Source organism: Ruegeria atlantica (assembly GCF_013032005.1).
GTDB classification, from domain to species: domain Bacteria; phylum Pseudomonadota; class Alphaproteobacteria; order Rhodobacterales; family Rhodobacteraceae; genus Ruegeria; species Ruegeria atlantica_A.
Map to the genome: position 1 here is coordinate 57214 of NZ_WQBE01000005.1, position 21923 is coordinate 79136.

At 55.1% G+C, this 21923-nt stretch carries 16 protein-coding genes; 6 read left to right on the forward strand and 10 right to left on the reverse strand.

The features are described from left to right. Complete coding sequence (locus tag GOX21_RS11135; protein ID WP_170377243.1) at positions 1 to 1401, forward strand: TRAP transporter large permease; 1401 nt, start codon at positions 1 to 3, stop codon at positions 1399 to 1401. 164 nt (positions 1402 to 1565) lie between these two features. Here GOX21_RS11135 and GOX21_RS11140 read toward each other — a convergent pair whose 3' ends face one another. After that, complete coding sequence (locus GOX21_RS11140; RefSeq protein ID WP_170377245.1) at positions 1566 to 2528, reverse strand: LysR family transcriptional regulator; 963 nt, start codon at positions 2526 to 2528, stop codon at positions 1566 to 1568. 116 nt (positions 2529 to 2644) lie between these two features. Between GOX21_RS11140 and GOX21_RS11145 the strand changes: the two genes are divergently transcribed. Further along, entirely contained in the window at positions 2645 to 3538 is an 894-nt protein-coding gene (locus GOX21_RS11145; protein WP_170377247.1) for a dimethylarginine dimethylaminohydrolase family protein, read from the forward strand. A gap of 857 nt (positions 3539 to 4395) precedes the next feature. Here the strand turns inward: GOX21_RS11145 and GOX21_RS11150 are convergent. From GOX21_RS11150 to GOX21_RS11185, 8 genes are all read right to left on the reverse strand, one after another. Next, on the reverse strand, positions 4396 to 5880 hold the full coding sequence (locus GOX21_RS11150; protein ID WP_170377248.1) for a SpoVR family protein: 1485 nt from the start codon (positions 5878 to 5880) through the stop codon (positions 4396 to 4398). Further along, positions 5873 to 7195 (reverse strand): YeaH/YhbH family protein, encoded by a 1323-nt coding sequence (locus GOX21_RS11155; RefSeq protein ID WP_170377250.1) that lies wholly within the window; start codon positions 7193 to 7195, stop codon positions 5873 to 5875. The genes GOX21_RS11150 and GOX21_RS11155 overlap by 8 nt, the downstream gene beginning before the upstream one ends. Positions 7196 to 7210: 15 nt before the next feature. After that, the gene (locus tag GOX21_RS11160; protein ID WP_170377252.1) at positions 7211 to 9145 is read right to left on the reverse strand and encodes a PrkA family serine protein kinase; all 1935 of its coding nucleotides are present in this window, start codon (positions 9143 to 9145) and stop codon (positions 7211 to 7213) included. Positions 9146 to 10035: 890 nt separating this feature from the next. Next, entirely contained in the window at positions 10036 to 10617 is a 582-nt protein-coding gene (locus GOX21_RS11165; protein ID WP_170377254.1) for a GNAT family N-acetyltransferase, read from the reverse strand. Positions 10618 to 10636: 19 nt separating this feature from the next. After that, on the reverse strand, positions 10637 to 11122 hold the full coding sequence (locus GOX21_RS11170; RefSeq protein ID WP_170377256.1) for a GNAT family N-acetyltransferase: 486 nt from the start codon (positions 11120 to 11122) through the stop codon (positions 10637 to 10639). Positions 11123 to 11443: 321 nt separating this feature from the next. After that, positions 11444 to 12712, reverse strand: coding sequence for an O-antigen ligase domain-containing protein (locus tag GOX21_RS11175; protein WP_368040015.1), 1269 nt, complete (start codon positions 12710 to 12712; stop codon positions 11444 to 11446). 5 nt (positions 12713 to 12717) lie between these two features. After that, positions 12718 to 14199 (reverse strand): GumC family protein, encoded by a 1482-nt coding sequence (locus GOX21_RS11180; RefSeq protein ID WP_170377260.1) that lies wholly within the window; start codon positions 14197 to 14199, stop codon positions 12718 to 12720. A gap of 114 nt (positions 14200 to 14313) precedes the next feature. Continuing rightward, complete coding sequence (locus GOX21_RS11185) at positions 14314 to 14928, reverse strand: response regulator transcription factor (RefSeq protein WP_170350203.1); 615 nt, start codon at positions 14926 to 14928, stop codon at positions 14314 to 14316. A gap of 252 nt (positions 14929 to 15180) precedes the next feature. Here GOX21_RS11185 and GOX21_RS11190 point away from each other — a divergent pair, with 252 nt between their 5' ends. The 4 genes from GOX21_RS11190 (at position 15181) to GOX21_RS11205 (ending at position 20647) form a co-directional block, all read left to right on the forward strand. Then, on the forward strand, positions 15181 to 16554 hold the full coding sequence (locus tag GOX21_RS11190; RefSeq protein ID WP_254428533.1) for a WecB/TagA/CpsF family glycosyltransferase: 1374 nt from the start codon (positions 15181 to 15183) through the stop codon (positions 16552 to 16554). Positions 16555 to 16574: 20 nt separating this feature from the next. Then, complete coding sequence (locus GOX21_RS11195; protein WP_170377262.1) at positions 16575 to 17456, forward strand: UTP--glucose-1-phosphate uridylyltransferase; 882 nt, start codon at positions 16575 to 16577, stop codon at positions 17454 to 17456. Between the two features lie 101 nt (positions 17457 to 17557). Continuing rightward, positions 17558 to 18064 (forward strand): molybdopterin-dependent oxidoreductase, encoded by a 507-nt coding sequence (locus GOX21_RS11200; RefSeq protein WP_170377264.1) that lies wholly within the window; start codon positions 17558 to 17560, stop codon positions 18062 to 18064. 132 nt (positions 18065 to 18196) lie between these two features. Continuing rightward, complete coding sequence (locus GOX21_RS11205) at positions 18197 to 20647, forward strand: ATP-binding protein (protein WP_368040016.1); 2451 nt, start codon at positions 18197 to 18199, stop codon at positions 20645 to 20647. A gap of 1 nt (position 20648) precedes the next feature. On the opposite strand, the gene GOX21_RS11210 is transcribed toward GOX21_RS11205, so the two are convergent. Then, complete coding sequence (locus tag GOX21_RS11210) at positions 20649 to 21878, reverse strand: polysaccharide biosynthesis/export family protein (protein WP_170377268.1); 1230 nt, start codon at positions 21876 to 21878, stop codon at positions 20649 to 20651. Positions 21879 to 21923 lie beyond the last annotated feature (45 nt).

Consider the following 21923-nt stretch of genomic DNA (forward strand, 5'->3'; position numbering starts at 1 on the left):
ATGGAACCCATTGATATTGGTCTGATCGTCTCGGGCGGTATGCTTGTTCTTGTGGTGCTGGGGATGCGCGTGGCCTTCGCCGCCGCGACAGCTGGCATGGTTGGTCTGATCTGGATCTTCTGGGCTAAGTTTGGGTACGATCCGGCGCGGTTCGGCAAGGCTGTGACTGTGGCCGTCAAAACAGCGGGGCAGGTGCCGCACTCCAAGATTTCAAGCCAAGCATTGAGCCTTATCCCGACTTTCATCCTGATTGGTTACCTCGCCTATTACGCGGGCCTGACCAAAGCACTGTTCGAAGCCGCAAAGCGTTGGCTGGCTTGGGTCCCCGGTGGGCTGGCGGTTTCGACCGTTTTCGCAACCGCTGGGTTTGCTGCGGTATCCGGAGCCTCGGTCGCGACTTCCGCTGTGTTCGCCCGTATCGCCATCCCCGAGATGCTGAAGATCGGATACGACAAGCGTTTTGCTGCAGGTGTCGTCGCTGCAGGCGGTACACTCGCTTCGCTCATCCCGCCTTCGGCCATTCTGGTCATCTACGCGATTATTGTCGAGCAGGACGTGGGTAAACTGCTGTTGGCCGGATTCATCCCGGGCATGTTCTCGGCGGTAATTTATGGCTTGCTGATCATTGGCATGGCCGTCGTTATCAAAGGATTTGGTCCCGCAGTCACCGGGTTTACATGGAAAGAACGATTCCTCTCGTTGCCGCCCGCATTGCCCATCGTGATTGTCGTCGTCACCATCATCTTCTTTGTCTACAACCCGTTTGGCGGCGATGCCTGGGGTACGCCAACCGAAGGCGGCGCAATTGGAGCATTTGTGGTGTTCCTGATGGCGCTGTATCAAGGCATGCGCTGGTCCGAGCTCAAAGACGCGCTTCTGGAAACCGCCAAGCTGAGCGTCATGATTTTCACGATCATCTGGGGCGTTTTGGTCTACGTTCGTTTTCTTGGGTTCGCCGAACTGCCAAGTGCGTTCTCCGACTGGATTACCTCGCTTGAGATGTCTCCGATGCTGATCCTGATCTGTATTCTTCTGGCTTACGCTGTACTGGGTATGTTCATGGACGCGATAGGTATGCTGCTGCTGACGTTGCCGGTAGTTTACCCCGCCGTCATGGCGTTGAACGGTGGCGAAACCGTAAGCGCAGCCGAAAGTACCTTCGGTATGTCTGGGCCTATGTGCGCTATCTGGTTTGGTATTCTGGTTGTTAAAATGGCCGAGTTTTGTCTGATCACCCCACCTATTGGGCTGAATTGCTTTGTAGTGGCCGGCGTGCGTGATGACCTAAGCGTTCAGGATGTTTTTAAAGGTGTAACGCCTTTCTTTCTGGCGGATGCTGCAACCATCGCGATGCTCGTAGCGTTCCCTGCTATCGTTTTATGGCTTCCTGGACAGGTTTGAATGACATGGAATGATTTTGGAGTGCGGTATGCCGGTGCAGCTAAGTTCTGCATCGATCAGCTGCACTGCAGAATACATGAGACTTGTTCAATGGCCGGTTTGGGCCGTTCGATACACGTGAGAGTTCGGGCGGAAAGCGGTCATTCGCTGCAAGCGCAAGACAATCAGCCATTAGGGAGAGTAGCAGACCTTGCCCACAGAGAGGAATCTGAAGACAGATCAGATTTACATGCGCGTACAAGTAGTTCTGTGAAGGTCTTAACCACCAGATTTGGTTCGTCACCACGTTTACGGACGAGCGTGATATGCGACTTCTGATCGAACCGACCATTTCCGACTGAGCGCATTCGTCCCTGACGTACCCAGATATCAGCCAAGCCTTCGGGAAGATAGCCGATGAAACGACCAGTCAGCACCAACATGGCAACGCCTTCGATCTGATGCGCTTTGGCTGTAGAGCGTAAGCCGCGTGAAACCGGCGCAACTTTTTGTTCGTTCAAATAGGCACGATTGCAAAAGTTTGCCTGAGAAAGAAATTCATCAACGGCGGCCTTCGTTTCTGCTTTGAACAAAGGATGGGTTTGTCCACAATACAAGCCAATTCGTTCCGTTTTCAGCGGCTCATATATCAACCCCGGTTTTTTATTATGGAACACTCCGATGCCTAAAGCGATATGTCCGTCCTGAACCCCTATCTCGATATCGCCAGGCGCAATTGAATGCAATTCGATGGCCACATCTGGCGCAATACGAGCAAACTCTGACAAAGCTGGTACGATAGGCGCGTTGTCATTGAAAACCCAATTGTCGATTGCTCCGATAGTCAACCGACCGACCAGTTTCCCGCGCGTCCCGTCTACGGTTTCACCAAACAGATCCAATGCTGCAAAGAGCTTGCGAGAGGCTGCATAGACGATTTCTCCTTTGTCGGTTAGGCGGAACCCCTTGCGTCCTCGCTGGCACAGTCTCAGACCCAAACGCGTTTCGAGATCGGATATCTGGCGCGAAATCGTCGACGCGGACACGTTCAAAACAACTTGTGCTGCCGAGAAACTGCGTGCTTCAACGACGATAGAAAACACGTGCAGCAGATGAATGTCGGCTTTCGATAATGAAGGAGGCAGCATACATGACCTTTACTTGTATATTTATGCAAATAATATCTCTTACTTTGTAATTTTATAAGTGTAATTGCCGTGCCAAGCTTTGCAATACAAGGAATGAGACCAGAGGAAATGGCACCATGGCGTTGAAGGCGGAAAATGCGCCCAATTGGGGAATCAACAACGATTACGCAAAACTCACGGATGTTCTGCTTGGTCGTCCTGAATACTTCAAATGGGTTGAAGCAGGCCCATTGATCGGTCGGACGTTGGCCAATGCGCACAAAACCGGCGCGATCTTTGATCTACAACAGGCAATGTCACAACATGCTGAAATGGTGTCGATTTACGAAGAAAACGGCGTGAACTGTCACTATCTGGACAGTGATCCGGTCCTTCACCGCAATTTCTTCGCCCGTGACAGCTCGGCGATGACCCCCTGGGGCGCTTTGATTTGCCATATGCAGTTGAAGTGTCGGCGTGCGGATTATGCCACCGCGATAAAATTTTATCAGGACAACAATATCCCGATTTGGAAATTTGCGACCGCAGGACACTTTGAAGGCGGTGATTTCAACATCATCGAACCTGGCCGTGTTCTAATTGGCTATTGTGGTGAACGGTCTGAGCAAGAGGGATCGGAACAAGTAGCCGAATTTGTACGCGCCGAGGGTTGGGAGGCAGTCGTTGCGCCGATCAGTCGCGAGTTTGTCCACATGGACGGGTTAATCGTTCCGTTGGCCGAGAAACTTGCCGTGGCCTGCATTGACGCGATGGAGCCTTGGTTGGTGGATGTTATCAAAGGATGGGGCATTGAAATCGTTGATGTTGAGTTCCGCGAAGCCAAAAACCTCGGGGTTAATCTGGTGGCGCTAGGGGATAGCAAGGTACTGTCTATGGCTGGTGCTACCGACCTAAACGCAAAAATGCGGGCCCTTGGGTTCCAGGTCTATGATCCTGATATGTCGATGTTCACCTTGGGCGGCGGTGGCGTTCACTGCCTGTGTCAGGCCCTGCATCGCGAGGCCGCATGACCAATATCTGGGCATTAAAGTTGATCGTCCGCGGCAATGTCCGATGGGCATGACATAAATCGGGGCACAGCCTGGTGGAGATTGCATACGTGTGGCCTAAACCGACGAACACCGACTGGCGCGCAAGACATTCCGTCATATGTAATGAGGGTGGGTGCTATGTTAGTATGACAGGTCGGCCAATATACTTGTCCGCGGGTTAGGCCTAAATCCAGATCTGTCGCCCATTGCCCTTGGCGGGCATCTAGACACGCAACAGCATGGAGGCATTGCTAATGAGCAACTATGGTGTTTTTACAGGCTTAGAAATTGTGCACTTATTTAAGATCACCATACCTAAACGGACGCTCTGACAGATGTTGCCAACTGGGGTAAGAAAGATGGATCACTGTTTGCGCCTGCCATGCTGAGTTCAGGCGTTTACGCAGCGAGCTTTGATCTGGAATTGGCGCTAAGCCGTTCGGATGTGGATGGGCTTCGGGTTGCTAAAGAACTGGCCCCGTTCAGTTATTAGGTTGAAGTGACCTGTGGATCGCCCCAGATCGGTGGGTTTCTTGATGCGGTTTTGTTGCATTAACCTTCGGTACAACAGAAGCATCGCTGTCCCAAACGTGAAGATAACGATAACTCGGCGCAATCTTTCCATAGCGCGTCGATATCCGCGCGACATTATCTTGATCAAAATGCTCTGGTACTGTCGCTGTCCGCTGTCGCCCTAAGATTGCCGTGGGGCTTTGGGAAACAGGACTGCAGACGCACCATCTGCGCATGGCTCAGCTAGAGAAGATCAGATATGTCACCGCTCATTCTTCGAACGATGATTCACGCCGCAAAGCGGATATCAACGGGTCCCGAACCTAGTTTTCAAACGCCACATCAAAACCCCAGATTTGCTGCAGATAACCTAAAGTCGCTTCGGACGCCTTTTTGTTCAACGGCACACCATTGCGCACGGAGTGATTTAACCTGAGGTGACGATCGCCCATCAAGTCTACGTCAACGATCTGAATATCGGGATCGTGTTCCGAAACGTCGAAACCGTGCGCCAAGGTGTCGCGCACTTGGTGATAACCGCGCTCGTCATGAATTGCGTCGACTGTATAGAAAGGTTTCCCCTCGTCATCGGTCAGTGAAAACATGCGGAATCGGCGCATGACATTGGGGCTGAGGAACTGTTGCACGAAGCTCTCGTCCCGATAGTTGGCCCAGGCATCCTTTAATATATCGCGCCACGCGCCGCTTCCCGCTATGTCCGGAAACCATTCCCTATCCTCCTCGGTCGGGTCGGTGCAGATGCGCTGGATATCCTGCATCATCGCGAAACCCAGCGCATAGGGGTTGATCCCCATCGCGTTCGGAGCATCAAAGCCGGGCTGCGTCAACACATTGGTATGACTGTGCAATATTTCCAGCATGGCGCCATCCGTCAGCAGACCGGCGCGGTGCAGCTCGTTGGTGATGTAATAGTGAACGAAGCAGGCACAACCTTCATTCATCACTTTGGTTTGGCGCTGCGGATAGAAATACTGTGCTATGTTGCGAACGATACGCAAAACTTCACGTTGCCAAGACTCCAGAACCGGGCTGTGGCGTTCAACGAAATAAAGCAGGTTTTCTTCGGGCAACCCCATTTCACGCTTGCGTTTCCGCGCCTCTTCATCGGTTTTCGATGACTGTGTGGGATGATCGAAGGCGTCCCACAAATAGTGTACCGCCCGTTCCTCTTCGATACGCCGCTCACGCTGTCTGGTTCTCTCATCCGCGAGCGATGAGTGGGGCGGGCGCCTATGCCGGAAAACGCTGGACGGCATGAGCGCGTGGGCGGCGTCCAGCAATTGCTCAACCTCGCGTTCCCCGTGCTGTTCTTCGCATTGGGCAATAAAGCCGCGCGCGTAGTCGAGGTAGTCGAGAATACCCTGTGCATCACTCCACTGGCGAAACAGGTGATTGTTCTTGAAGAAATGATTGTGCCCAAAGGCCGCGTGGGCAATCACAAGGACCTGAAGCGCCATAGTGTTGTCTTCGAGGCAGTACGAAATACAGGGATCGGAATTGATGACGATCTCATAGGCAAGACCGTTTGCGCCCTTGCTGTAGGCTTTTTCTTCGTGAACGAAACGCTTCCCGAAGGACCAATGCCTATACATGAGCGGCATCCCGGTCGACGAATAGGCATCCAGCATTTGCTGATACGAGATGATTTCTATCTGGTTGGGATAGACGTCAAGTTCGAGATCATCAATCGCCACACATTCGATCGCGTCAAAGCTTCGCTGGATGGTCTCGAAATCCCATTCTGCGCCTTCAAACAGCGGCACCTTAACTTCGGTCCGATCAGCCATTGGAAACTCCGTTCGTCTTGCGCGCAAACAACTCGTGCAGAACAGGGTAGATGTCACTGGCGCGCGCGATCCGTTTCATGGCGAAGTTTGGCCAAGTCTCTGCGACCTGTCGGTACGAGCGCCACAGCTCCATACCATTGTCTTCGCTGTTCATCAGATTGGCTTCGGTCTCGTCGACGATCTCCGTATAGGCGAAATATTGGCACCACTTCATCAGTTCACTGTTCAGCAGGTCGGCGCACAGTTGCGAATCTCCGCTGAAATTTTCACCATCCGATGCCTGCGCGGCATAGATATTCCACAGTGCGGACGGATAGCGGGCTTCGATAATCTTTTTCATCTCGTTAAGCGCGCTGCTCACGACCGTCCCACCGGTTTGGCGGGAGTGAAAGAAGGTATCTTCATCGACTTCCGCGGCAATCTGCGTGTGGCGGATAAATACTAGTTCGATCTTGTCGTAGCGTTGCTTGAGAAAAAGATGCAGCAGGACGAAGAACTGCTTAGCAAGGCTCTTCTCCCGCTCTCCCATCGAGGCCGAAACGTCCATCAGGCAGAACATCACCGCATTAGCTGCCGGTTCGGGGCGCATCTCGAAATACTTGTAACGTACGTCCAGCGGATCAATGTAGGGAATGATCTTGCGTCGCCGTAGCATCTTGTCGAGCTGCTCACGTAGCAACTGCCTTTCCGCCTTTCGCGCCGCATCTGGTTTTTCCAACGCCTCCAATTCTTCAACCTGTTGCGTAAGAACCTGTATCTCGGTGTTTGTCGGGCGCCGCATTGCGAGACGTCGCCCGAACGCATTGCGCATTGTTCGCGAAACACTGAGGTTGGCGGGCGTCCCAGCGGCAGTATATCCCATGCGGTGCGGTTTGGAGACGGCAACCTCTTTCAGACTGCGTTTTACCATGTCGGGCAGTTCGAGATCCTCGAAGAACATGGAAAGAAACTCGTCCCGCGACAGGACGAACATGAACTCGTCTTCGCCCTCTCCATCGGGTGCCCCCTCACGTCCACCTTGCCCATCCTGACCCGACGGGGGTTTCTTAAGCCGGTCACCTGCCTTGAACGTCTTGTTTCCGGTTAGAACCCGGTGTCTGGAACCACCTTTGCTGTCATGTTGAAAATGCGGCTCCCCGATCCCTTCTGACGATACCGAGATATTTTCCTGCTGGTCGACATCAGCGATTTTCCGACGCCGGACACTTTCGTCAACCGCCTCTTTGACAGCAGATCGAACCCGACGCAGAAACCGCCTGCGGTTCCCAAGGTTCTTATCCTTGGGGTTTAGCCTTCGATCGATGAAATGGGCCATTTGAGCATAGACTCCTCATCCTGCCTTGTTGACCCGCATGTACCATTCAACCAGGCGCCTGACCTGACGGCGCGTGTAGCCGCGGCCGATCATGCGATCAATGAACTCGTTATGCTTGGCTTCGGTTTCCTTGTCCCGCTTAGCGCCAAAGCTGATGACAGGCAGAAGATCCTGAATTTGGCCGAACATGCGCTTTTCGATAACCCTTCTTAACTTTTCATATTTGCGCCAGTCAGGGTTACGACCGCGATTGTTGGCCCGCGCGCGCAGCACGAATTTGACCACTTCGTTCCGGAAATCCTTGGGATTGGAAATTCCGGCCGGTTTTTCGATCTTTTCAAGCTCCTGTTCCAGAACTCCGCGATTGAGAATCTGGCCGGTATCCGGATCCTTGAAGTCCTGATCTTCGATCCATGCATCTGCAAAAGAGATGTATCTGTCAAAAAGGTTCTGACCAAAGTCAGAATAGGATTCCAGATAGGCTTTTTGGATCTCGTTGCCGATAAATTCCGCGTATCGCGGCGACAGATCGTCTTTCATGAAAGATAGATACCGGCTTTCAATCTCGTCGGGGAATTGCTCGCGTTTCACCGCCTGTTCAAGAACATAAAGCAGATGAACCGGGTCGGCGCCCACTTCCTCGGTGTCGTGATTGAAGGTCTCGGACAGCACTTTGAAGGCAAAGCGGGTCGATGTGCCCGTCATCCCCTCGTCCACCCCGGCCGCATCCCGATATTCCTGCACTGACCGCGCTTTGGGATCGGTATCCTTCAGTGTTTCACCATCATAGACGCGGAGCTTAGAAAATGTTGGCGAATTTTCATGCTCTTTTAGCCGAGTCAAAACACTGAACTGGCTCAGGATAGTCAGCGTCTCGGGTGCGCAGGGAGATTCACCTAGGCTGCTTTCCTCAAGCAACTTCTCGTAAATCTGGGATTCATCCGAGGCACGTAGGCAATAGGGAACCTTGACCAAACTGATCCGATCCAGAAAGGCCTCGTTGTTCTTGTTGTTTTTGAACTGCTGCCATTCCGCTTCATTCGAATGCGCAACTATCACACCCTGGAAGGGGAAAGCACCGATATTCTCCGTACCAGCATATGACCCCTCTTGCGTGGCGGTCAGCAACGGATGCAAGACCTTGATCGGCGCCTTGAACATCTCAACGAATTCCATCAACCCCTGCGTGGTGCGGTTCAGAGCACCGGAATAGGAATAGGCGTCTGGGTCGTTCTGGCTGAATTCCTCCAGCTTGCGAATATCGAGTTTTCCGACAAGCGAAGAGATGTCCTGGTTGTTTTCATCGCCCGGTTCAGTCTTCGCAACGCAAATCTGGCGCAGTTTCGACGGGTAGAGTTTGACAACCGAAAATCTGGAAATATCGCCGTCAAATTCCTGCAGGCGTTTGACAGCCCAGGGCGAAATCAATCCGTTCAACAACCGTTTGGGGATATTGTATTTGTTCTCCAGCATATCCCCCATCCGCGCACGGTCGAAAAGGCCAAGCGGCGACTCAAAGATTGGGCTGATCTGGTCATCCGCCTTCAGTACATAAATCGGCTGCCGCTCCATCAGGTTCTTTAGAATCTCGGCAAGCGTTGACTTGCCCCCACCGACTGGGCCCAACAGATAGAGGATTTGCTTGCGTTCCTCGAGACCCTGGCTGGCATGGCGGAAAAAGCCAACGATGCGCTCGATGGTTTCTTCGACGCCATATATGTCCTGGAAGGGCTTGTATCGTTTGATTGTTCGATTAAGAAATATGCGACTAAGCCGAGCATCCTGACTGGTATCAATAAGCTCAGGCTCGCCTATCGCGGCGATCATCCGCTCGGCTGCGGTAGCCCGCATAGTTGGGTCTTCACGACATTCCAGCAAATAGTCCTGCAATGTCATTTCGATGAGCTTCGTCCGCCCATACTCTTCTGCAAACTGCTCGAAAATCTCCATTTTAAAAGTTCCTCTAGGTTTCGTACTCCTTCGTCCCAGCGCGCTAAGTTCATCCTAGTCTACCACAAAACTGGTCCGTAATTATCTAATTTCTAATCACAATTTGTTTCCCGTTCGTTGCTCCGTTGAAATTAGTATTGTTTGACGCCTGCAATATCTGCCACTACGCGACCCTTTTTGCCGGCTTGGTCGCGCCGACGTTAGTGCGAGTAGAAACCTCTCGTGATCGGGCTGCGGAACATTTGCGGCCCAGTTTCGAGCGAACTCAAGTTCGACCTCTCGCGGGACGTCCCTAACGGCGGTGCGCGCGAGGCGGCGTCCCATCTTCACCATCCGATTTCTCAGGTTATTCGATCCGACACTAGGTTCTGGTTTTTGACGTGCCTCTGTGCATCGGCCTCCAGCCCCATGCATCCGGCATACGGCCGACCCAGGGCGACGACATCGTTTACAGCGCTTGCCACTACGTTTGCTGGTGGCAGTGCATTATAGGTGGGGATACTTCGACGGGGAAAACCTAAACACGGTCAATTCTCGATCCAACGTGTTGTCTGCGCAAGAACACTACCATATCGCTGGGTGACCAATAAGTATGGTGTCAATAGAACTGACGCCGGTTGGAAAGTGAACAAGTTTAATGCGGATTACTCACCGACCGAGGTAATTCGAGTGCCGATTGCGTTGGACAATCAATGGCAGCTTTGTTCGCAAAGTAGACATTCAAGCAAGTTGCAGCAAACGACCGCTATGCGGACATTCCCGACCTACGTAGCTCTCAGACCAACGACGGCTCTCGGGCGGTACAGCAAAAAATGAGTGTGGCGCCCTTGCGCAACGTTAGCCCAAAAGCGAGAGTAGCCTACACAAGGAAAGACCAATTTCGCGCGGCATCACGACAGCGACTTGATGAGGAGAACCCAGTTTTCGGTCTCAGTCTCCCACCCATCTTTGGCGCATGGGGCTTTATCCAGCTCAGAGTATCCCTTTCGCTCGTATAGACGTCTCGCTCCCACGTTTTCATCGGCGACAATAACGCTCATTTTGTTGTAGCCCGCGTCTCGGGCTATCTCGTCGGCGACATCGAGTAGTCTTGAACCAAGTCCTTGCCCCCGGTTCTCTGGGTAACAAGCCAGAACATTCACATACCAGCTGTCTAACGCTTTGTTTTCCAGCTCCTGCAAGGGGCGGAACAACGCTGGGAAGTCATCTCCAATTTCTTCTGGTTCTGATCCGATCCCATAGCCCGTGAGCCCAGCAACTGCCCCGTTTCCATAGTCAATTACAACTACTTGCCTCTCTCGTGCCTTTTCGGCCTGTCGCGCGCGACCGACGGCCCAAGGATCCTCGCCATCTTGTGCCAGCCCGGTCCAGATATGGAGCGGCAGGCCTTCACCTGCAAAATTCACTAAGTCCGCAAGTGCATGGGCATCAGTTTCAACGGCCAATCTCAAAGGCTTTTCAAGTGGTATCACGTCTCGTACTCCAAAGAATTCAAAGCATCATAGACATCTCATGCCAAGTCATTCCTCCATGGTCGGAAGTCGATGGCTGCAAATAGCTGTATCCAAATCGCTCATACAGTGGGACGTGATGCTCTTTGCACATAAGGAAGATCGCCGATTTACCCACTTTTCTCATGCGGTCGACGAATTCAGTCATCAATGCCCGCGATAGGCCCCTTCCCTGATGGGCAGGATCAACGACGACAGACATAATGACGACATTCGGAGCGTCGGGATCATGCCCCACAAGCTCCTTAAATTCCTCATCAGACATTTCGACGTCATGGGCACATCCGCAATTGATAAAGCCAACGATCTCGCCGTGTTCTTCAAGAATGAGGAAACCATCGGGATATTCCTCAATCCTCTTGGATATCTTTTTGAGGGTTGCTGCGTCGTCGCCTTCATAGGCAGCAGTTTCGATCTCAAAGCATCGAGTTGCGTCGGAAGGTTTGGCGTTTCTGAACGTGCTCATGCACGTGACACTAGGCGCGTTGGGGCAAGTTGCATAGCCGCCATCGGTTGGGCCCGCAGCATTCGGTACTTTGGGCTCGAAGCGGACCTTCGCTGCAACTTAAATGGGTGTCTGCTCTGCGGACAAACCTGCCTTCCAGTGTATTAGTCGAACGTCCGCTTTCCGCGCTTTGCGGCAGCCGTTAAAATACCAACAGGGCGGATACCCGATGTGAAAGTACTCACTTTACATGGTCAACATGTCGCTAGCAGCAGTTAAGGACCCGACCCAAAAGAGTGACCGCTGACAATACGCTGGCGTCGCAACAATCCTAGCGGCACATCAGCTTCCCAGACGCACTGATTTGACCTCTCGCAAATGCAATCCGAGCATCAGTAGAGTCGGCCAGAGGAGATAGGTTTGGATTTCAACGTTCTCTCCAAAGGTCAGCAGGAGAATTGTGAGCAACAGTCCGAGCGGCAGCCTCCCGCGTTCCGACTTTATGGCGTCCAGGGTAACGATTGTTAAATGAACGAGGAAAGGAACGAGAAACGCTGTAAATCCGGTCAGCCCTTTCACGAATAGCAACCCGTACCAGGTGTGATGGCTGCCTATCGGCATGTACTCAACAAGATGCGCTCCGGGTCTGACTGTGCCGTGCCCGAAAACCACCGCATCCGATTGCCAGCGCTCATACGCAATACGCTGCAGAGTTTCGCGTACGCGGGTACTGTCGGCGCGCGCGGATTTGAAGCTGTAAAGGGCTCGGTTGCCGAACTCAACAAAGACTGCGCCCCAAACGGCTACGGCGGTGGTGACTGCAGACAAAAGAATCCACCCCGAGCTGCGGGCGACAAGTGGCAAGAGGCTGGGTGACAGCGAGCAGATCACCAATCCAACCATGCCCATTCGGGACTTGGACATAAGGATCATCACAACTCCGGCAGCCAAGCCGATGACCTTCCAGCTGCGGTGCTTTTCTTCCAGGGCAAATAGGACCATGCAGACGCCCAACAAGGCCGCGAATGGCGACCAGGGCGCAAAGAACTGCCACCGCGGCGTGCCGCTGGCGGGGTCGATTGTATACAGGTAGACCGAGAAATATTCAGGTCCCGGGCCGCCCACTGCTTTAAGGGGAGATGTAAACAGAAGATGCGGCAAACCGGCATAGGGGGCGGCAATGAGCAACGGCAGAAGGCACAAGGTCCAAAGGCCCACCACGCATTGCCCTCTGACCAAAACCTCGCGCCGTATTGGCAAAACCGCCCCTGCTAGGATAAACAACGGGATCAGCGCCCAACCCTTTGCCCATCCGATACTCGATTTGATCGTATTGGTGGTGCCGAGGTTCCAATCCGCGTGGCCTGCCCATAGTGAGACCAGCATCACCAGCATGCCAACGCTCCAGATCCAGACCAGAGCAGGTACAGGGCCCGTTGCACGCAGATCCAATCGGATCGCCGGGCCGAGATAAAGTGACACCCCGGCTATCGCAGCCAACATCCAACCTAGCACCGGACCGACAACATACAGCGCGCCAAGCCCGTAGAACGGCCATGTCCAGATCAGCGTACACCAGACGATCTTTTCGGCTGGCGTTTGAGGGGCCACACGCGTCAAACTGCGGCCTCTTTCTGGTCTTTCAGCAGCTTTGAGATCAGCGGGTTTCGGATCCATGCCAGAACCAAACCCATCAGCAGCATAAGGCTTGCAACGATCCCGGCGGCAATCGAGATCTTCTTGTTCGGCGAAGATGGGCGAGTCGGCAGAGACGGGTTCTCCAGCACTTGGATCAAGGGATAGGAGGCATAGACATCGGTCTTTTTCGACTCGGACCGAGCGATGGCAGAGGCGAACACGGCTTCTGCCACTGCGAAATCTCTCTGCCGGTCCTCCAATTCAGCGGCGATGGGGGCGAGGTTTGACAGGCGCAGGGTTTCCAGACGAACTTGTGCGCGCTGTGTCGCGACATGCTCTTCCAATCCGGCGCGCAAGGCATCTTCGCGCACCAACTCGCTGAGCAACTGCGCCCGTTGCCCTTCCGGCGCGCGATCCAGTCCACCGAGCTGCTCGACCTCAAGACCAGTCACCTGCGCCGCGCGTCTTAAAGCAACCGAACGCGCCCCTTCATAGTCGTTTTGGGCATTCACATAGATTGGGTGGCGCGATCCGTAGGTCGCGTCGGCTTGCGCCAGCTTTGCAGCCCCCACCGACACATCCTCAAGCAACGATAGGTACTGCGCATCAGCATAGAGTTTCAGCGTTGCCGCCGCTGCGTCAGAGGGCAGATTCAACGCGACTTGAAGCGCGGCGACACGTTCCGATTGGCGTGCCAGCTCGCTCTCCTGCTTTCGCAGTTCCTGCTTTGCACGGTCATTAGCGGCGACCTGCTCTTGGTATTGCGCGACCGATATCAGACCGCTTTGCGACTGCAGCTGTTTGATCTCGGCCCGCGTGGCCTGAATTGCGCGCGTGTAGTCCTCGATCGCGCCGGTATTGCTGGCCTCGCGAGTGGTAATTTCATCGGCGCGCAGGGCGTCAATCTCAGCGAAAAAGGCGGCCACCAAGGCGTCACCATATTGCTGAGCGTCTGCCGGAGAGGCCGCCTGAAGCTCGATATGGATCAGGCTGGTTTGATCGACCAGTTGCACCCGCGGCTTTCCAAACGCGTCCCGGTCAGCCTCTACCGCCTTGGCTGCCGCGTCGAGGATACGGTCGGCCGACAACAAACGTTTATACGTCTCGGTCGGGCTGATTGACCCGTTGGCAAAGGCGGAATTCGCGTATGAGGATGCCTGACCGATATTGGCCAGATTGACCGATGCCGAAGCGCCAGATCCTGGCAGGATCAATGATGCGTGAGAGGTGTATTTGACAGGCGCGGTCGCCAAATAACCGCTGATCGGGGCCCAGATGCAACTCGCCCCAAGAAGGTATAATGCCACGTAACGGGGCAGGCGGCCTACATCGCTAAGGCGCCCGCCCTTTACGAAGCGACGCCACCCGAGCGTTCTGAAATTGGATCGGGAAATGCGCACCCAATGCAGAAATTGCATGTCGCGCGTGGACTCAGAGGAGTTCGAAATCTGTTGCGGCATGGAAAAACCCTTTCTTACAAGGGTGATACACCGCATCTGATTGCTGATCATTCGCTCAGCAGGCTAGGGGCCGAGGGGATTGGGAGCGTCCCCTATCCCTTCGGATAGTGAGGCCTAGAACAACCCAGCCTCGCGCGCGGCCAGGGCGGCCTGCGTTCGATTGCTGACACCAACTTTACGGTACAAAGTCTTCATATGCAGTTTGATCGTCGGCTCTGACAGATCCAGATCACGAGCGATTTCCTTGTTGGATTTGCCCTCAGTCAGCCCTTTCAGAACTTGCCGCTCACGCTCTGTCAGTTTTTGAGCCATGGGGTGGGAGTCTTCCGGCTGCTCTGCGTTCATGAAACCCGCAGGAAGGTATTGTTCCCCCATCGCCATAAAGCGGATCGCGTTGACCAGAGATTTAGCCGGTAAAGTTTTTGGGACGAAACCGGCTGCACCAAGCTCTAGCGCGCGTTGCGCCAGATCACGCGAGGTGTCGCCGGTAAACAGGGCCACATGCTGGGCACCGTCCAAAGCGATGCAGGTTTCAAGTCCGGCCAACCCGTTCATGCCGGGCATGTTCAGGTCCAGAAGAACCAGATCAAAGGCTCCGTCGTTCTCAATCAAAGTTTTCGCGGCTGGGAAATCCGGCGCGGTCTCCACCTCGATCCCGCCTGCTGCATCTATGAAGGCAACGAGCGTGTCCAAAATAAGCTCGTGGTCGTCAGCAATAAGAACTTTCATTTCAAACCTCCGCCTGCCCCCAAACACACCCAAATGCGTTAATAAATCATTGAACCCATGGCATGAAGCCTTCCTGACGGACAGGTGAATATCCAATCGGATAGGTCAGCGGGCCGTTTTCACCACGCTATGTGCTGCGGGGTCGTTTGAATAGACCTATTCTCCGATCCCTCTCCGGATGCTCGCCTATCGGTTGCAGGGTCTCATTGGCAGTCTGAAGCCACAGATTGTCATTGTTGATCGGAGAGTTCTATGCAGTTCCTGTCAGTCCAAGATATGTATAAAGGCGCGCAGCCAACACCCATACCAACTCTGGAAAAGACTGAGATAATGGGTCTGCCAGTTGTGAACGCTCGATCCGGACAGGTGATCTCCAAACTGCTGGATGGGACACGCCGGACTGTGTTTTTCCTGAATGCACATTGCGCAAACATACGGGCCCGCAACCATACCTATCGAGCAGCATTGGCCCGGGCAGATATGATCCTACCTGATGGAATTGGTGTAGACGTCGCGGCAAAGTTGCAAGGCGTCCAGTTGACCGAGAACCTAAACGGCACGGATTTTGTGCCCAAACTGCTGAAACGCGCTGCGCGTTTTGGGCAGTCGGTCTACCTTTTGGGGGGAAGTCCCGGAACAGCTCAGGCGGCGGCGGCGCGGTTGCAGCACATGATCCCCGATTTGGCAGTGGCTGGTACGCGTGATGGCTACGCGGGGGCCGCGCGGGTTGATGAGGCGATTGACGATATCAACCAGTCTGGCGCAGACATCCTGTTGGTCGCGATGGGCGTCCCGCTGCAGGAGCTGTGGATTATGCAGAACCGCCACCGGCTTGCCCCTTGCGTCGCGCTGGGCGTGGGTGCTTTGTTTGACTTCCTGGCTGGCAACGTGCGCCGGGCGCCGCGCCTTGTTCGGCGCTTCCGGATGGAGTGGGCATGGCGGTTGGCGATGGAGCCCCGCCGTATGGCCCGCAGATATCTATTGGGCAATTTCGAATTCCTCGGGCGTGCCGCGCACAATTCTGTTCCCAAGGTCTCAGCATGTCGCCTGCTGGACCTCACTTTGGCGGTGGTCGCGCTGTCTCTTCTGGCCCTGCCCATGGCCGCAATCGCCGCATTAGTGCGATTGGACAGTCGCGGCTCCGCCTTTTTTCGGCAGACACGTATCGGTCGAAACGGGGTGCCCTTCACGATGTACAAGTTTCGCTCAATGACCCCGGACGCCGAAGCGCGACGTGCGGATCTGCTCACCCATTCGGATCGAGACGGCGTGTGCTTCAAAGCCAAAAATGACCCACGCATCACCCGCGTTGGGAAGGTTCTGCGCCGGTTCTCGCTGGATGAATTGCCGCAAATCTTCAATGTGCTGAAAGGGGATATGTCGCTGGTTGGCCCGCGCCCGGCTTTGCCCGAAGAGGTTGCCGCCTATCCTGAACAAGCGCTGGAGCGCCTGCAGGTGCGTCCCGGCATCACCGGCCTCTGGCAGGTTTCGGGCCGCGCCGGCATCGGCTTTGACCACATGATCGAGCTGGATACAGCCTATGTCCGCTCCCGTTCGCCCCTTCTAAACCTCATCCTCATCGCAATGACCGCACGTGCCGTCGTGTCAGGTCGCGGCGCTTACTGATCAAACCTAGGAGCATTGAAATGGCACGTATTCGCAAAGCTGTTTTTCCGGTCGCGGGTCTCGGCACAAGGTTTCTGCCCGCTACCAAATCGGTGACCAAGGAGATGTTGCCGCTGATTGACCGCCCCTTGATTCAATATGCGGTGGACGAGGCCCGCGCGGCCGGGATTGATGAGTTCATCTTCATCACCTCAACCGGCCAATCCGCGCTGGAGGCGTATTTTGGTCGCAACTCGGGACTGGAGCGTAAACTGAAGGATGGCGGCAAAACCACCCTGCTGAACCGTTTGCGCCTCACGAACCTTGAGGATGAGACATATAGCTTTATCCAACAAGACAGCCCACGCGGTCTGGGCCATGCAATCTCTCTGGCACGTGACATTGTCGGTGATGAACCCTTTGCCGTGATCCTGCCTGATGATGTGATCTACGCGCAGCGCCCGGTTCTGGCGCAAATGGTCCAGAACTTTGAAGGCAGCCATATGATCGCAACCGAAGCCGTCCCATCCGACCGGATCAGCGCCTATGGCGTGGTCGATATCGAACATAGGACAGGGCAGGTGCAACATCTGAAAGGGTTGGTCGAAAAGCCCTCTGCCGATCAAGCTCCGTCAGAATTTGGCATTGTCGGGCGTTATCTGATGCACCCTTCGATTTTCGATCAGTTGGACGGATTGGCGCCCGGTGCGGGCAATGAAATCCAACTGACCGATGCGATCGCGGCCGATATCGAAGCGACCGGATGCCGCGGTTTCGCTTTTCAAGGAGAGCGCTTCGATTGTGGGTCGATCGCCGGGTTTCTTGAGGCAACCACCGTCTTTGCATTGGAACGTGCCGAGTTGCGTGATGGGTTTAAAACCATGTTGCAACAGCGCATGAATCTGCTGACTAGCGCCGCATGAGACCGAGGCACCTATCCGTTCGGATAGGTGCTTATCCTCATGCCCATCTGTCGCTACGGACCTCTTTCTGGTTTCTTAAGGTCACAAAAATGGAGACCGAGATGCGCCTGTTTTTTGCGATTCTCACAGCGGCGTTCACCATTTGCCTGACGCCTGCGCAAGCAGAAGACTTGGGAACTCCGATAGGAGAAGTCGTCCTGACCGTTTCGGGCAACATCGCACAGACCGGCCCCGACGGGACGGCGCAGTTCGATATGGAAATGTTGCAGGCGCTACCGCAGCGCAGCTTTGAAACCTCGACGATCTGGACTGAAGGCAAGACCAGCTTTGTCGGCGTTCCCCTCTCTGTGTTGCTGGAACAGATCGGAGCAGAGGGTGCTACGATCCGGGCAACGGCGATCAACGACTACGCGGTTGAGATACCTGTGGGCTCAATATCGGCGCAGGACCCGATTGTCGCCTATGAGATGGATGGCGCGGCGATGTCCCGGCGGCAGAAAGGTCCGCTATGGATCGTATATCCCTATGACAGTGATACCAAGTACCAGACCGAGGTGATTTACTCTCGCAGCATTTGGCAACTCGACAGGTTGGAAATCGTTAAATAGCGTGGGGTTACAATACAGTATGAAGTGGGTGATACGGGCTAGACTTTGACAAGAAATTTCCAATACCACTCGCGGCGCCGGTGGGCTTTCGGGCTCCTCGGTATCGCCGTTTTGGGTGCCCTTGCTTTGGTCGTGTTGCTTTCCGTCAAGGTGATATCCGACCTGCGCGACCGGCAGTCAGCCCGAACAGATAACGTGCAATGGACGCTGACGCAGGTCGAGGTCGAGTTCCTGTTCTACCTCAACGCGCTTGAGGCGGGTGTATCGGACGCAGAGCCAAGCACAGAAAACCTGGACCTTGTCCGGCGCCGTTTCGATCTTTTTTACAGCCGAATCGATATTCTAGACACCTCGCGGTTGTTTGAAACGCTGCGAAGCGACCCGAAATTCGCTGAACCTCTGAACGACGTCTCCGCATATCTGGAGGTCTCGGTGCCTACAATCGATGCTGAGGATCCTGGGTTGAAGGCGGGGCTGCCGGTTCTCTATGACGGCGCGCAGGGGATCGCTCAAAAAGTGCGAGAGCTTTCGGTCTCGGCGATCTCGTACTTTGCAAGCCAGTCGGATCAGCGCCGTGAAGAAACCGCGCTCAGCCTGTTTCAACTGGCCGTTTTGTCCGGGGGATTGTTTCTGACGCTGACCGCGGTCAGCGCCTATCTCCTGGTGGTCAATCGCAAGGCAGATCAACGCGGTGGGGCAATCCAGCAGGCCAACCAGCGCATGAATACGATCCTTTCCACCTCATTGGATGCCGTGATCGTGGTGAACGCCGCCGGCGAAGTGCTGGAGTTCAACCCAGCTGCACAGGCGATTTTCGGGTATTCCGAAGATGAGGCCAAAGGGCATTCGATCGGCGACTTGATTGTGCCTGCGCATCTACGCGCGGCGCATGATGAAGGGATGGAGCGGATGCAGAGCGGGGGCGACCGCCACGTGGTTGGCAAGGGTCGCGTTCAGCTTGAGGCGTTGCGCAGGAATGGCGATGTTTTTCCCGTCGAACTCGCTTTGCAATCCGCTCAGGCCGGGGACGAGGAAATTGTTATCGGTTTCGTCCGCGATATCTCACAAAGCGTTGCGGATCAGAAAGAGCTTGTCTCGGCCCGCGACCGTGCCCTTGCCGGGGAAAAGGCCAAGTCGGATTTTCTGACTGTAATGAGTCATGAGATCAGAACCCCGTTGAACGGGTTGCTGGGCAACCTCACCCTTCTCAAGAATACACGCACGACCAAACAGCAGTCTCAGTTTGTCCGCAACATGGAGATCTCGGGCCAGGTTCTGCAAAATCATGTGGATGCGGTGCTGGATATTGCTCGGTTCGAGGCCGGCAAGCTGTCTGTCGCGCACGAGCCAACCGACCTGAACGCGATGCTGCAGGACCTTGTGGATGGTCAAAGCGGCAATGCGGCCTCGCGCGGCAATTCAATCTCGTGGCAATGGGTGGGTGGAGTCTATCCGCATGTCGCGACTGACGCGCAAAGGTTGCGGCAAATTCTGCTGAACCTTGTGGGTAATGCGATCAAGTTTACCGAAAATGGCCGTGTGTCGATCGAGGTCGAAAGATGTGAACCTTCCGGTCAGAGTAAGGCACATGTCTACGAAGTGCGTGTGATCGACAGCGGGGCTGGCATCGCCGAGGATGAGATCGACGCCATTTTTGATGACTTCTACACCAGCGATCCCTCTATCGGTCGCACGGTCGGAGGGACCGGGCTTGGCCTGGGAATTGCCCGCAGGTTCGCGCAGGCCATGGGTGGTGAGGTGGGGGCGGAAAGCACATTGGGCGAAGGAAGCGTTTTTTGGTTGCGGATACCGTTACAGCCGTCAGCGCGCGACCAACTGCTAGAAGCTGCTCAGATCAATACCGAGACCGCTCTCCCGCTGAACTTGTTGGTGGTTGAAGACAACGAGATCAACCTCGAGGTCATCTGCAACATGTTGGCGCTGGACGGTCACCGTGTAACTACGGCGGAGAACGGGCAGGTTGGCGTCGACAAGGCCAGCAGTCAGAGGTTCGACGCGATCCTGATGGATATCAGCATGCCAATAATGGATGGGCCAACCGCTGCGCGCCATATTCGTGGCGGTCGGGGGCAGTCGACAGATGTGCCGATTATCGCTGTGTCGGCCAATGTCCTGCCAGATGCGGTTGAGACCTTTCGCGCCGCCGGTATGACGGCTTTCATTGGCAAACCGATCTCGCTGAATGCCTTGCGCAGGGCGCTTTCGGTGGTCACGCGCACCGACGGGCAGATTTCGGAACATGCGCAGCCAGATCCGTTAGTGGAGTTGAAAGGCAGCCTCGGCCCTGAAGTCTTTGCCCGCCTGCATGCCAAGTTCATTGCCGAAGGGGATGAATTGGTTGAACAACTTGAAACCGGGGCATTTGACCAGACAGATCTAAATCAAATCGCTCAGGCCTGTCACAAACTGGCTGGGAGTGCAGCAACATTCGGCGTGGAAGAGTTTCGAGCGGCGTTAGTTGCGGTAGAGACTGCAGCCAAAGTACACAAAGACATCACTAACAAACTCGCTGCAGTCTCCACTGCTTGGGAGCGGGCGAAATCATCGCCCGCTAGGGATTGACTTAGGGCGCCAGCAGCGCTGCTGCGCCGACGATGCCAACCGCGCGGGCGACTTCGGTCAGGCCGGTCACCTTACTGTCGTAGCATGCAATCGCATCTCCTGGCAGAACATAGGGGTCATAGTCATCGCGATCCCCACGTCGCAGCAGCTTTTCGATATTGCGTTCGATGACGATCGAGTTCCCGGTCATCGGGTTGCGGGTGAACAGGACCGCGCTGCGATTGGCATTGGTGGTTTTGGCCCCACCGACGCAATTGGTATCGACTACGGCCTGCAGGTAGCGCGTCCCATAGGGTACCTCACGCACGTCTCGTCCAATGGCCGACTCTGCGTTGCCGGTGGCAGGTTGTGTGAGGTTGGACATATAAAGCGTTACGCCGGGCGGGCTGATCGGGCTGGGACGCATCAAATCATCTTGGAAACACCCTCGGCTGTTGACCACGATCTGATCCCCGGTCAGCAGCATGATGTCGGTCGGATCCGAGCCTTCGAACACCCCGCGCAGGTCCATCCGGTAGATCGTGCCCTGTCGGTGCAGCTCAACCGCTGACAGATCCGCATCCGGGCGCACACCTCCGGAAGCGCGAATGGCGGCCGAGAGGTTGCGCGCCTCGGTCGAGGCACCCAGTACGCCCTGACGCCGTCGATCCAGCGCGTCGCCGGGGGTGCCTCCGATCTCGACCGAATGGGGTTCAAACACCGCGCCTTTCACGCCGACAGTGACCGAGGCGAAATCGCTGATGCGCGCCGTGACGCGCGGGGTACTGTCGTAGAACTGTGCGGCTACCAGAACCCGGGCCACGTCTCGCTCGACCTGCTCGGTCGTTCTGCCCTGCGCGCGCACCGGCGGCAGGTACGGCAGCTTCAGGTCGCCATCGCGGGACACAACATAGGTGTCGCTGAGAAGCTCATCCCCGTCGATGGTGATCTGCACCATATCATTGCGCGAAAGTTTCTCGCCCAGCAGAGGGCTAAGCGCGGGTTTAGACCATTTGGCAAAGGCGTTTGTGCCCTGATCCCCGGTCGGAGGCATACAGGCGCGCCCGTTCAAATGTTCCGCTTGCAGCAAGGGCGCATTTGCCCGGCGCCGTGATGGGGCACGGTACTGCGCCTGATAGCTTTCGCCTTTTGCGACGGGTTCGATGTTGCGCGGGGTCTTCATGCTGCTGCAACCCGACAGAGCAATCGCGCTGACGGCCCCTAAAACCAAAACTTTGGAATGTCGTTTCATTTTGAACTCTCCTGAACTGCATTCACAGCTACAGCAGTGTCTTGA

What these genes read in the sequence shown, in the direction of transcription:
- GOX21_RS11135 (WP_170377243.1), top strand. Translation starts at nt 1, where the DNA reads ATGGAACCCATTGATATTGGTCTGATCGTCTCGGGCGGTATGCTTGTT.
- GOX21_RS11140 (WP_170377245.1), bottom strand. Translation starts at nt 2,528, where the DNA reads ATGCTGCCTCCTTCATTATCGAAAGCCGACATTCATCTGCTGCACGTG.
- GOX21_RS11145 (WP_170377247.1), top strand. Translation starts at nt 2,645, where the DNA reads ATGGCGTTGAAGGCGGAAAATGCGCCCAATTGGGGAATCAACAACGAT.
- GOX21_RS11150 (WP_170377248.1), bottom strand. Translation starts at nt 5,880, where the DNA reads ATGGCTGATCGGACCGAAGTTAAGGTGCCGCTGTTTGAAGGCGCAGAA.
- GOX21_RS11155 (WP_170377250.1), bottom strand. Translation starts at nt 7,195, where the DNA reads ATGGCCCATTTCATCGATCGAAGGCTAAACCCCAAGGATAAGAACCTT.
- GOX21_RS11160 (WP_170377252.1), bottom strand. Translation starts at nt 9,145, where the DNA reads ATGGAGATTTTCGAGCAGTTTGCAGAAGAGTATGGGCGGACGAAGCTC.
- GOX21_RS11170 (WP_170377256.1), bottom strand. Translation starts at nt 11,122, where the DNA reads ATGAGCACGTTCAGAAACGCCAAACCTTCCGACGCAACTCGATGCTTT.
- GOX21_RS11180 (WP_170377260.1), bottom strand. Translation starts at nt 14,199, where the DNA reads ATGCCGCAACAGATTTCGAACTCCTCTGAGTCCACGCGCGACATGCAA.
- GOX21_RS11185 (WP_170350203.1), bottom strand. Translation starts at nt 14,928, where the DNA reads ATGAAAGTTCTTATTGCTGACGACCACGAGCTTATTTTGGACACGCTC.
- GOX21_RS11190 (WP_254428533.1), top strand. Translation starts at nt 15,181, where the DNA reads ATGCAGTTCCTGTCAGTCCAAGATATGTATAAAGGCGCGCAGCCAACA.
- GOX21_RS11195 (WP_170377262.1), top strand. Translation starts at nt 16,575, where the DNA reads ATGGCACGTATTCGCAAAGCTGTTTTTCCGGTCGCGGGTCTCGGCACA.
- GOX21_RS11200 (WP_170377264.1), top strand. Translation starts at nt 17,558, where the DNA reads ATGCGCCTGTTTTTTGCGATTCTCACAGCGGCGTTCACCATTTGCCTG.
- GOX21_RS11210 (WP_170377268.1), bottom strand. Translation starts at nt 21,878, where the DNA reads ATGAAACGACATTCCAAAGTTTTGGTTTTAGGGGCCGTCAGCGCGATT.